The organism is Pseudoscardovia suis, from assembly GCF_002797875.1.
Taxonomy (GTDB): domain Bacteria; phylum Actinomycetota; class Actinomycetes; order Actinomycetales; family Bifidobacteriaceae; genus Pseudoscardovia; species Pseudoscardovia suis.
In genome coordinates this window covers 38543-50319 of sequence record NZ_PGFC01000002.1, presented here as the reverse complement: position 1 = coordinate 50319, position 11777 = coordinate 38543, and the positions used below count along the sequence as shown (strand labels likewise).

Genomic DNA, 11777 nt, shown 5'->3' with positions numbered 1-11777 from the left:
TTCGTATTCTCTTACTCCCCCGTGCACCAATCAGCGTTCTGTTCGGTTAACACTAGCACAGCGCCCCGCGGTTAGCAAAGCACAGCCGCTCTCTCGGCTTTTTCACAGGCATCTCAGGCATCTTCCCGATAGCGTTATGAGACATACGAGAGCCAGTCACACGAAAGCCAGTCAGCCTTGGCTTTCGATGGAGATGAGATCCACGGCTTCGCAATCCGCAGGCGCCCAGTCAAGGGATGGCATATCGAGCGGGTCCATCCAACGCAGCTTCAAATGTTCGAGACGCTTGGGCTCCTCGCCGGGTTTCAACGTGCAACGGAACGTCACCAGCGAAATCGTGCCGAAACGGTATGTGTTGAGCGTGGTGCACACCTGGTCGCCGACCTCGACTTCGCATCCGAGCTCTTCGCGAATCTCTCGCGCAAGCGCCTCACGATACGTCTCGCCAGGCTTGACCTTGCCGCCTGGGAATTCCCACTTGCCGCCGAGATTCTTATCGAACGGCCGGCGTGCGCACAGAATCTTGCCATCGCGCATAATCGCCGCTCCCACCACGGGAATCGTGCCGGGGCACACCGGTTCGGGAAAACTCGCCGCATCCGGCACACGCAGCTGCACGTCACCTGCCTCTACAGCTTCCGCGTGCGCATCCGCTCCGGAGACATCGGCCGAATCAGCATTCGCAACAGCCGCAGCTTCGGTATCGGCGAGCGCCACTTTGATGGGGATTCCTGCCATTGCCGCAACAGAGGTCGCCTCCGCGCCAATCATCGCAGCATTGTCAACCATTGCCTGGTCTGCCTGAGCTCCGTTCATAGCCGCCTCCTTCGTTGCGTCGCTATCTTCGCCGTCCATGGTCACACCGCTGATGAAAGCAGGATTCATGCGTTCACCGGCCACGGGGACCACAGCGGAATCAACTGCGGAATCATTATGCGTGAAATCCACGCAGAAATCCTCATGGGAATTAGCACTACCATGTGAATCTTTATATTGCATGGTAGCAATGTGAACATCACCATTCGATTGCGCGGTGTCACTAACGCTCCCCTGGATCTGGAGCCCCACGCAGGAAGCCAAATCCTCATGAATGCCAGCGGCATGCATGGCGGGCGTAGGTGGCAGCGGAGGGTGCAGCAAGACGGGCACCTGCTTTGTGGGCACGGAGAACCCCACACGCATGGGCTGTGCCTCAAGCTCCACCGTGTATAGCATCTGGAACGTCTGCGTTGGCAAGGGTGTTTCCCGTGGTGTTTCCCGTGGTGTCTTCAATGGCATCTCCAATGGCGTCTCCCCTGTTTCGTCCCTGAACCACATTGTCGTTCGACATAATAATGCTTGTTTTATCGAACACGCCACCGTCGCCTCACAAACGGCACAATGAGCATGGCAGATACGTTGCCACGGCTGATAATCGATAATGGCAACAAACACCAGGCATCCGTTTGCCGAACTGGAAGGACCACAAAAGGACTGAGATGAACAATCCCACAGAAAATCCCATGAATGACACGCAAAACCCCACATCCGACAGCGCAGCAGCGGCACCCGCCCCGTTCGACGGAGCGCGCAACCGTGAACGCATTCGCCGCGCTATGACCGCGTATTTCGTGCTCGGACCCCAAGATGTGGAACCGCTGGGACGCACCGTGCTCGATGCGGTGAAGCAGGCCCTCGCCGGTGGTATCACGTTCCTTCAGCTGCGCGCCAAGCCCGGCGACGCAGGCGATATTCTCGAGCTCGCGCGACAGATCAGCGCCATTTTGCCTCAGGGCGAACCCGGCATCGACCGGCCGTATTTCGTCATCGACGACCGCGTGGACGTGGCGTGGGCGGCGCGACAGGAAGGCCTGAAGGTCGATGGTGTGCACGTAGGGCAAACCGATCTTCCGGTGCGGCATGTGCGCGCGCTGCTTGGCGATGATGCTGTGATCGGCTTGTCCACTGGCTCGGTGGCGGAAGCGCAGGCCGCCGCTCCCCTCGCCGACATTATCGATTATGTGGGAATCGGCCCGTATCATGACACGATTTCAAAGGCCGACGCCCCCGATGGCTTGGGGGCCGAACGCTTCGCCGCCGTCTCCCGCGCCGCACGCCCCTTGCCCAATTGCGCAATCGGCGGCGTCACGCCGGAAGACGCTCCCCAGATTGCAGCGAACGGCGGCGACGGATTATGCGTCATTTCCTTCATCTGCCGCGCCCCCAGCATCGAACACGCTGCATACGAATTACGCAGCGCCTGGGAAAACGCCCGCTGACGTCTATTTGCAAGGCCTACGGCTCAGCGATTTCCCTGAAAGGACTTCGTAGCGGCCGCAGGCCTTTCGAAAAACGCAGACTTTTTCTCTGCCACTTCGCACATGCACTTGCGCACCGTCTCGTTCTCCACGCCTGCCTTTACGATGGAACACGAACATGGGCACATTGTCAGTTTTTGCACAAAATGCATTCATCTGTGCAGCGGAATTCCCGCTCGCAGCATCGGCGGTTCCCACGAATGTGGCATGATTTACCCGCATGTTTACATGATTCGTATGTTTACACGGATAGATTGCGCCACACGTAATGTAGTGCACGAGAGAATCCAGAAGAAACGCGCCAAATACGCATCGCCTTGGCATGCGGTTTTTTCCAGAAGGACTTTGGCAATATGAACGCAGCAGAAGAAGCAGTGCGAGAAGCATTGATGGAATCCGGATTCGAATTCCATCACAAGATGCAATCCGCACAACCGCATGCGCATGCAACAAACGTACACACAGCAAACACAACGAACGCACAGGAAGCGCGCAGCGCAATGAATGCTGCAACAGCGCAGTCTCCGACAGCGCCCTCACAGCCAGCCGTCCCCGCGCCCACGTTGCCAGCCGCCGCCGTGGACGCTGTCAAGGCAACCTCCGAACCGGCATCCCCCGCACAGCAGACGCATCAATCGCCTCGGTCCCTCGCCGCCTCATCCACTCTCCCGCTCGTCAATGGAGACCATTCTGCCTACGCGTCCCGCGGCACAGGCAGCACAAGCGGCACAGTGCGCGGCCGCATCGCTCGCAACTACGGATCGACGGCATTCATCTCCCCCTCGTCCGGCGCCACATCGAACGTCTCCTACGCCACCCACGATTCACGCAGCTCATTCACATCCCGCAGCGTCTCAGCCAACGGAGCATACCAGCCTTCCAACCTCGCGCATGGCCATGTCAACCAAAAACCTCGGGTTCTCGCCATCGCAGGCACCGACCCGACCGGCGGCGCGGGAATCCTCGCCGACATGAAAAGCATCATGGCGTGTGGCGGCTACGGCATGGGCGTCGTCACATCGGTTGTGGCGCAAAACACGTGCAAGGTCAGCGGCATCTGGCCGCAAAGTGCCGAGGCGATCACAGCGCAACTGCAGGCGGTTTCCAGCGACGTATCCATCGATTCCATCAAAATCGGCATGATGGGCACTGCCGACGCCATCAACGCCGTGCATGAATGGCTGGAAACGACGGATTTCACACGCATGGGCGGCCTGTGGCGCAAATCCTCGCACAAAATCCAAAACACTGGTGTCATCACAACGCCGATTGTGCAACGCAGCCAACACAGCCACGCAGCGCAAGATTCCCTGAACTTGCCCGGCTCCCAGCCGCTGCTGAATCCCGAGGGCTCCACCATGACGCCGGAAACGTTCGCCACGGATTCCGATGGCCGCCCGGTGGCCGCATACCACGGCATCAAGCAGCGCGTCTCAGACAAGCAGCGCCCGTGGGTGGTGCTCGATCCCGTGATGATTTCTACGAGCGGTACGCGTCTGCTCGACCCCGCGGCGGAGGGCGCGCTGGCGGAGCTGCTCACATCCGGCCTCATCGACGTGCTCACGCCTAATCTGCCTGAACTCGCTTCACTGGTCGGGCAGCCTGTGGCGCAGACATGGGAAGAAGCCGTGGAGCAAGGCACAACATTGCTCGGCAAACTTGGCGGCAGCACGCGCATTTATGTGAAGACCGGCCATCTGGAGAACTCCACCAGCCGCGCCGACGCGTTCATTGATGCGTGCACAATGCGCGCCATCAGCCGCAACCCCGTGGTGACGCGCCTGCCTGGAGTGAAAATCGACACGCGCAACACGCATGGCACCGGATGCGCGCTCTCCAGCGCTCTGGCAACGTTCCGCCCGCAATGCAAGGATTGGCTGGAGACGGCACAGCGTTCGAAGGCGTGGATTCGCGGCACGATCAAGCACGCTGACGAACTCGGCGTGGGGTTGGGCAATGGTCCGATCAACCATTCGTGGAATCTTGTCGATTCCACGCCGATTGAGGACGTGCCCCATCAGGATGCCACGTCGAACGTGCTGCGCCGCGGCATTTAACGGCGGAAACGCAGCGTGCGCAGCACTGAGCTGCAGTATGCAGGCGGATTAGGCTTTGCTAGACTCGTGTGCAGATTGGCACAGACTCGGACCGCATCAGCTCAGGCGCGTTTGGCAGCGCTCATCCTGCTGAGAGGTCACAGAGATTGGCCAGTGGGATAGTCGGAGGGACCAAACATGGCATACGAGCACGCGAACGTTCATGAATCGCATTCGTCGTCGCAATCCACTTGCACAAGCGAATCCTCGCAGCAACACGCCGATTCGCCCCTCGCGCACGATTCGGCCGCGCACAGCTCGCCCGCGCATGGTTCGGCCGACCGTTTCCATCATTCGCTGGCGCAAATCCAGCACCACGCTGCCACCATGCTGAGCCGTACCAACGGCGCTGACGATACGTATCCCAGCCGCGCACGCGTGCTGTCGGTCGAAGGCTCCGACCCCATCGGGGGCGCGGGCACAATGGCCGACATGAAGGCATTCACCGCACACGGCGTTTTTGGATATGCCGCGATGACCTGCGTGTGTGCGCAAAACACACAAGGCGTGACGGACATCGTCAACATGGAGCCTGATTTTCTACGCGAACAGCTGATTTCTGTCTCCAGCGACGGAATCATCGATTCAATGAAAATCGGTATGCTGGGCACGCCGGAAATCGTTGACTGCGTGCGCGACTGGCTCGTCGACCTGCTGCATGATTATGAACGCCGCGGATTGCCTCGCCCATGGATCGTTATTGACCCGGTGATGTATGCGAAATCCGGTGACTCGCTGCTCACCCCGGAAGCCGAGCAGGAACTGCGCTCAATCCTGCCCTTGGCAGACATCATCACGCCCAACGTGCCCGAGCTTGCGGCGCTGGCACATGCGGGAGCGCACACAGCGGCAGGCATAGGCGCAGCGGATACCGCAAGCGCTCCGGACACCGCAAGCACTCCGACGATGCCACGCACATGGGACGAAGCCGTGAACATGGCGTGCGTCGTCGCGCAGGATCTTGGCGTGCGCGTATATGCCAAGGCCGGCATGTTTGCGCTGCAGGCAAGCGAAAACCATGCGGCAGACAAACAACTGGCAAATTCCGAATCCAACACGACCGATGCCTGCGAAGCGGAATCAGCGCTGCAGTGCAACGACGCTTGCGGAGTGGAACCGGCAATGCAGTGCAACGACGCTTGCGGAGCGGAACCAACAATGCAGTGCAACGACGCTCGCGGAGTGGAACCAGTAATGCAGTGCAACGACGTCCTTGTGGAACCGGCGGCATTGTGCAGCGAGAGCGGATCTTCGGCACAGGCCGGATCGCCACGCATCACCACGCTGTATGGCCCTCGCGTGGAAACCGTGAATGTGCATGGCACCGGGGATTCCCTCTCGTCGTCGCTCGCCGCGCTTCGCCCGCGCTTTCTTGACTGGCGCGAGACCGCACAGGCAGCGAAAGACTGGATGGTCGGCGCCATCTCAGGCGCGAATGACCTGCATGTGGGCAAAGGCCACGGCCCGATTGATTTCACGTGGGAGTCCGCGCCCACATCCCGTCTTTTCACCGATGAATACTGGGGAATTCTTTCGCAGGCTGCCGCCCAGCATCGTGATGGCGCGCACAATCCGACTGCCACGCAATCACAGCAGGAATCCGCATCTCATGATGCCACGGCACATAACGCTACTTCGACACTCGCTTCGCGGTATCCAGCTGAGTATCTCGAGGCTTATGTCCACGCACTTATCGCAGCGGCATCCGAGGCAAGCGACGCAAGCGACCGTGCGTTCTTCATCCACTGCGCATCGAATGTCAGCGCGCAGATTCCCGCCGCTGCCACTGGCTACCGGCATTGCGCCTACGATGGCGATGTGACGCACACTGGCAGTGAGCATGACGGAAAGCGCCGCGGAGAGTGCAGCGGAGAATGCCGCGGGAAGTGCAGCGGGAAGTGCAGCACTGTCAGCGACGCATTGCGCGCCATCGCTGATCAGCATTCCCTCGGGCTGCTTGCCGCCGCGCTTCTGCCGCACTTCTGGATTGCTTCGCTGGAGTACGGGCCGACTTTGGCCGATTCGGAGGCCGACGAGCTCTCGGACATCACAGCACACATAGCGCAAATCGCAAATCGCGAAGCCCGTCTGGCATCACACAGGGATTATCAGCGCATGATCGACACCGCGCGCGAACTCACGCGCCTCGAATACTCCATGCTTTAGGCGTCTGCCGACCGGAACGCATCCCATCGCGGCACCTCTGCCGTTGCGCTAACGCTATGTGTGAATAGCAGCTGACACATTGGCGCCCACACTGGGCCCGACAGCACCAGGACCGGCCTGTTCCCTAGGCTCCGCCACCACAACAGAACCGGAAAAGCCACAATGTGCAAGCAACGACTGGCACATTAGCGCCCATACCGAGCCCAGCAGTGCAAGAACCGGCCTATTCCCTAAGCTCCGCCACCGCAACGGAACCAGAAAGACCACAATGTGCAAGCGGCGACTGACACATTGACGCCCGCACTGATGCTGGCAGCACAAGAACCAGCCTGTTCACTAGGCTCCGCCGCCGCAACAGAACCGGAAAAGCCACAATGTGCAAGCGGCGGCTAACACATTGGCGCCTACACTGGGCCCGGCAGCACGAGAACCGGCCTGCTCCCTAGGCTCCTCCACCGCAACGAATCCGGAAAGACCACAATGTGCAAGCGGCGGCTAGCACATTGGCACCCGCCACCTGTCACATGCCCCACGCCTCACGCCTCACGCCGCGCGCCTCTGCGCCTCCACACCTCCACAACAACCGCATAACAAAAGGCCGCCGCTCATCAGAGCGACGGCCTTTTCCAATCCGATTCAGAGCCTCAACCCTGAATCAAACAAGCTCACTGAACCTGGGTACGAGCGATCTTGCCGTTGAAGGACTCAGCCATATCGGCGTCAGCATCCTTCTGGTTGTTCCAGGAGAACATAGCGCGGAGCTTCGGGCCAACGGTCTCGAGGTGCGGGTGAGAGTACTCTTCCTGCAGCTTCTTGAACTTCGGAGCGCCAGCAGCCTGGTCGTCCATGAACTCCTTGGCGAAGGAGCCATCCTGGATGCGCTTCAGCTGGTACTGCATGCGCTTCTTGGTCTCTTCGTTGATGACGGTGGAGGTGTAATCGCCGTACTGAGCGGTGTCGGAGCAAGACCAACGAGCCTTGTTCAGGCCACCCTCGTTAGCGAGGTCGACAAGCATCTTCAGCTCGTGGAACACCTCGAAGTAAGCGATCTCCGGCTGGTAGCCAGCCTCGGTCAGCACATCGAAGCCCATGTCGCACAGGTGGTTGATGCCGCCCATGAGGACATCCTGCTCGCCGAACAAATCGGTCTCGGTCTCTTCCTTGAACGTGGTCTTGATAGCGCCTGCGCGCAGAGCGCCAAGAGCCTTTGCGTAAGCCAGGGTGATTGCCCAGCCATCGCCACGAGGATCCTGCTCGACAGCCACGACCACCGGGACGCCACGGCCAGCGGCGTACTCACGACGCACGATGTGGCCCGGGCCCTTCGGAGCAACCATGAACACCGGGTGATCCTCAGCCGGCTTGATGTAGCCGTAGTGGATGTTGAAGCCATGAGCGAATGCAATGGCTGCGCCGGGCTTCAGGTTCGGCTCGATGTCGTTCTTCCAGATCTGAGCCTGATACTGATCAGGAGCCAGGATCATGATGATGTCAGCGACCTTGGCGGCCTCCGGCACAGACATAACCTCGAGGCCCTGCTCCTTGGCATATTCGACGGACTTGGAGGTAGGACGCAGAGCGACAACCACATGCACGCCAGAATCACGGAGGTTCAGAGCGTGAGCGTGGCCCTGGGAACCATAGCCGACGATGACGACGGTCTTGCCCTCGAGAACGGAGAGGTCAGCGTCCTTTTCGTACCAAATCTGAGCTGCCATAACTTAGCACTCCTTTAATAAATATTTGCAAATTAATTTTTGCATGTTGCGAGTTTCTGTGATCCATGCTGCAGAACTCGCTACTACTAAACTACAGCATGGAACCGTCAAGGCACGGCGGCGAAGGATTTTGTCCTAAACCTGATGCCTATCATACCCATGATTACATGGGAATGGCCTGATGGTTGTCCGCCAGTTGGAACACGTTTTTCGCAGCGTTTGTTTAAAACCGCCGCCGCAGTGCAAAACAGCACAAACCGTGCGTTCCGCTTGGCAAGTCTTGAATTATGGAATTATGGAATCATGCAATGTGAATGGTGCGAATCAATCTGAACCGAATCAATCCATGATCAATCCATGTAATCGGCGTTCTTCGTCTCACGGCAAGTGAGCACTGCAACGAGGCAGCACACAGCCATCACAGCGAGATACAGACCCACAGACTTCACACCCCAGTGGCTGGAAAGCCATGTAGCGATGGTCGGCACGAAAGCCGCGCCCACGATTGCCGCAAGGTTGTAGCCCAGTCCGGAGCCGGAGTAACGCACCGAAGCCTTGAACAGCTCCGGAAGGAATGCGCCGATCGGGCCGAACGCCATGCCCATGAGAGCGAAGCCAACGCACAGGAACAAGAGCACCTGCCACGTGTTGTGCTGCTGCATGAGCAAGTACGGGAAGAAGATCGCGAATACCACAAGCGCCACGGACGAGATGGTGAGCGCCGGACGACGGCCGATGCGGTCAGCGAAGTTGCAGGACACCACGATGAAGATGGCGAACGCGAAGATCGAAATCATGAGGAAGCCAAGGTATTCCTGACGGCTGAAGCCCAAATGCGTCGTGCCGTAAGCGAGGGACCATGTGGCGAGCGTGTAGAACAGCGTGTAGGTCACAGCCACGATGAACGTGGACTGGAGCACCTGACGCCAGCTGGTGCGGAACACCGTGACGATCGGAGACTTGACGACCTTGTGCTTTGCCATGGTCTGCTTGAACACAGGGGTTTCTTCCATCGTGACTCGCACGGCGAGGCCGACGATCACCAGGATGGACGACAGCAGGAACGGAACGCGCCAGCCCCACTGAATCATCTGCTGATCGTCGAGGTTCGCCTCAAGGATGAAGAACGTGCCGTTCGACAGGAAGAAGCCGATCGGGGCGCCCAGCGCCGGGAACGAACCGTATGTTGCGCGCTTGCCTTCAGGCGCGTTCTCCGTTGCGACCAGCGACGCACCGCTCCATTCGCCGCCCAGGCCGATACCCTGGATGAAACGGCACAGGCACAGCACGACGACAGCCCACACGCCCCACACAGCGTAGCTGGGCAGGCAGCCGATGAGCACGGTTGCGCAGCCCATCGTGAGCAGCGAAGCAACAAGCGTTGCCTTGCGGCCGAGGCGGTCGCCGAAGTGGCCGAAGATCACGGAGCCCAGCGGACGAGCGATGAAAGCAATGGAGAATGTGAGAAGCGATGCGAGCAGTGCGACCGTGGGGTCGTTGTCAAGATTCGTGAAGAAAATCTTGGGGAAATAGTTCGCCGCTGCGGTGCCATAAGCATAGAAATCATAGAACTCGATTGCAGTGCCGACCATTGATGCGGCGATGACCTGCTTGACTGAGTTCCTTGCCACTTTTGCCGTGGCTTGCATGGCTTTGTCGACTGCGGTTTCTGCCGCCGCTGATCCTTCTGCCATTGACATGAGTATTGCCTCCGTTGTTTTCGACGAGGCGATGCGTCTGGGCGATTGCTACTGCCATTGCTCTGGCTGGCCTTGGGCATCTGCCTATTGGGCATTGGCCTGTTGGCGTTGAGCTTTTATTGCTGCGAATCGACTGTGGTGCCGATTGTGTGCCAATTACATGGCTTGTGCAATTGCTTGAGGCATCGTTGAAAACCCTGCTATCAGGCGGGCACAACGGATTGTGTCTGTTGAGCCCTTCCTGCACCGCAGGCGGGCTCTGTATGATTTTCAGTCCACCAACGATGAAGGCGAGTTAATAATTCGACCCAGGACAACCAGAATGTTGCGCAGGACGACAATGGCGTCGCTAATAATCTCGCCAATAATGCCGGTAATGCTGTTGGTGCTGATAGTGCTGTTGATGCTGTTAGCGACAGCAAGCACAACGGAAGCAACGGCTGCGACATTGGCGGAAACGACACCCTGAGCCTTCATAGCGGTGGACCTCCTTCCTCAAAAGTCCGGTGCATCCCGCGGCGTGCGGCACGATGTGCGATGAAGCGCAAACCGTGCGTCCACCGGGTGGACACCCTGTATCTGATGAATCCCAGCCTGTTTGGCTGACGTTGGCTACAACCTAGGCACCGTCGCCTAGCGGCTGAGCGCTAGTGTTCACATAGTGGACACATTCGCGTTCGTTATGTGTGCTATGCGGGCAATGGCGCGGGGCTGGATGGGCGGGGCTGGATGGCGGGGCGGCGGGCAGGGCTGGATGGCGGGGCGGAGCGGGGCGGCTACGTGCCAGCCGCCACTCACACATAAAGCCCCGGTAACCACTCGCCGCCTCAATGTGCCAGCCACCACTCACACATAACCGTCATAACAGCACCAGCCGCACAAAGAACCCTTGGAAAAAGCCAATCCCATCACCCGCACGCACCACAACGCGCCCGATGTGACAGCTGCCACGCACACATAGCCACCCGTCCGGGAGCTCCACAACACCAGAACCCAGCAAATAAGCCGATCCTACAAACCCAACACCCATCCGCCGTCCTAATGTGCCAGCCACCGCTCGCACATAACCATCCGGCACAAACCACCACGACCACCAGCCCCCCCGCAAACAAACCGACCCCCACACCACCCCGCACCCCGACAAACCCATCCAAGGCGCAAATGTGCCAGCCGCCACTCACACATAGCCACCGCAACGGCACCAACCACTCAAAAGAGCCTTGGAAACAAGCCAGCCCTAAGTCCACCCGCGCTAACTCACACCCAATGTGCAAGCCACCGCGCACACATCATAACCGAGCCGCCGGTACTCCCAAACATCAACAACCCCGAAAAACAGCCACTCCTGCACCTCACCTCAAAACCAACAACCCGCCCAAGGCGCAAAAGTGCCAGCCACCACTCACACATAACCACCGCAACGGCACCAACCACTCAAAGGATCCCAGGAAACAAGCCAGCCCTAAGTCCACCCGCGCTAACTCACACCCAATGTGCAAGCCACCGCGCACACATAACCGAGCCGCCGGTACTCCCAAACATCAACAACCCCGAAAAACAGCCACTCCTGCCCCACCGCGAAACCAACAACCCACCCAAGGCGCAAATGTGCCAGCCATCACTCACACATAGCCACCCATCCGGAAACTCCACAACTCCGGAACCCAGCAAACAAGCCAATCCCAGGTTCGCCCGCGCCACCCAAGCGCAAATGTGCCAGCCACCGCTCACACATAACCGCCAAAGTAACGCCAGCCACACAAGGAACCCCTGCAAACAAGCCAATCCCAAATCCACCCG

General features: G+C 59.2%; 7 protein-coding genes. 3 read left to right on the top strand and 4 right to left on the bottom strand.

The features are described from left to right. Positions 1–171: 171 nt before the first annotated feature. Positions 172–606, bottom strand: coding sequence for a (deoxy)nucleoside triphosphate pyrophosphohydrolase (locus CLV65_RS09180; protein ID WP_420848400.1), 435 nt, complete (start codon positions 604–606; stop codon positions 172–174). Positions 607–1502: 896 nt separating this feature from the next. On the opposite strand from CLV65_RS09180, the gene thiE reads away from it, so the two are divergent. From thiE to CLV65_RS02895, 3 genes are all read left to right on the top strand, one after another. Further along, positions 1503–2258 (top strand): thiamine phosphate synthase, encoded by a 756-nt coding sequence (thiE, locus tag CLV65_RS02905; RefSeq protein WP_157847200.1) that lies wholly within the window; start codon positions 1503–1505, stop codon positions 2256–2258. A 539-nt stretch (positions 2259–2797) separates the two neighbouring features. Beyond that, the gene (locus tag CLV65_RS02900; RefSeq protein WP_211287608.1) at positions 2798–4354 is read left to right on the top strand and encodes a bifunctional hydroxymethylpyrimidine kinase/phosphomethylpyrimidine kinase; all 1557 of its coding nucleotides are present in this window, start codon (positions 2798–2800) and stop codon (positions 4352–4354) included. A 177-nt stretch (positions 4355–4531) separates the two neighbouring features. Further along, positions 4532–6559, top strand: a complete 2028-nt coding sequence (locus CLV65_RS02895) for a bifunctional hydroxymethylpyrimidine kinase/phosphomethylpyrimidine kinase (protein ID WP_094691390.1) — start codon at positions 4532–4534, stop codon at positions 6557–6559. Between the two features lie 665 nt (positions 6560–7224). Here CLV65_RS02895 and ilvC read toward each other — a convergent pair. From ilvC to CLV65_RS02880, 3 genes are all read right to left on the bottom strand, one after another. Then, entirely contained in the window at positions 7225–8277 is a 1053-nt protein-coding gene (ilvC, locus tag CLV65_RS02890; RefSeq protein WP_094691391.1) for a ketol-acid reductoisomerase, read from the bottom strand. Positions 8278–8627: 350 nt separating this feature from the next. Then, complete coding sequence (locus CLV65_RS02885; RefSeq protein WP_094691417.1) at positions 8628–9926, bottom strand: MFS transporter; 1299 nt, start codon at positions 9924–9926, stop codon at positions 8628–8630. Positions 9927–10247: 321 nt separating this feature from the next. After that, entirely contained in the window at positions 10248–10454 is a 207-nt protein-coding gene (locus CLV65_RS02880) for a hypothetical protein (RefSeq protein WP_094691392.1), read from the bottom strand. Positions 10455–11777 lie beyond the last annotated feature (1323 nt).

Bases quoted from the DNA above. Each gene is read 5' to 3' on its own strand.
- CLV65_RS02885 (WP_094691417.1), bottom strand. From the start codon at position 9,926: ATGCAAGCCACGGCAAAAGTGGCAAGGAACTCAGTCAAGCAGGTCATC.
- CLV65_RS02880 (WP_094691392.1), bottom strand. From the start codon at position 10,454: ATGAAGGCTCAGGGTGTCGTTTCCGCCAATGTCGCAGCCGTTGCTTCC.
- ilvC (WP_094691391.1), bottom strand. From the start codon at position 8,277: ATGGCAGCTCAGATTTGGTACGAAAAGGACGCTGACCTCTCCGTTCTC.
- thiE (WP_157847200.1), top strand. From the start codon at position 1,503: ATGAATGACACGCAAAACCCCACATCCGACAGCGCAGCAGCGGCACCC.
- CLV65_RS02900 (WP_211287608.1), top strand. From the start codon at position 2,798: ATGAATGCTGCAACAGCGCAGTCTCCGACAGCGCCCTCACAGCCAGCC.
- CLV65_RS02895 (WP_094691390.1), top strand. From the start codon at position 4,532: ATGGCATACGAGCACGCGAACGTTCATGAATCGCATTCGTCGTCGCAA.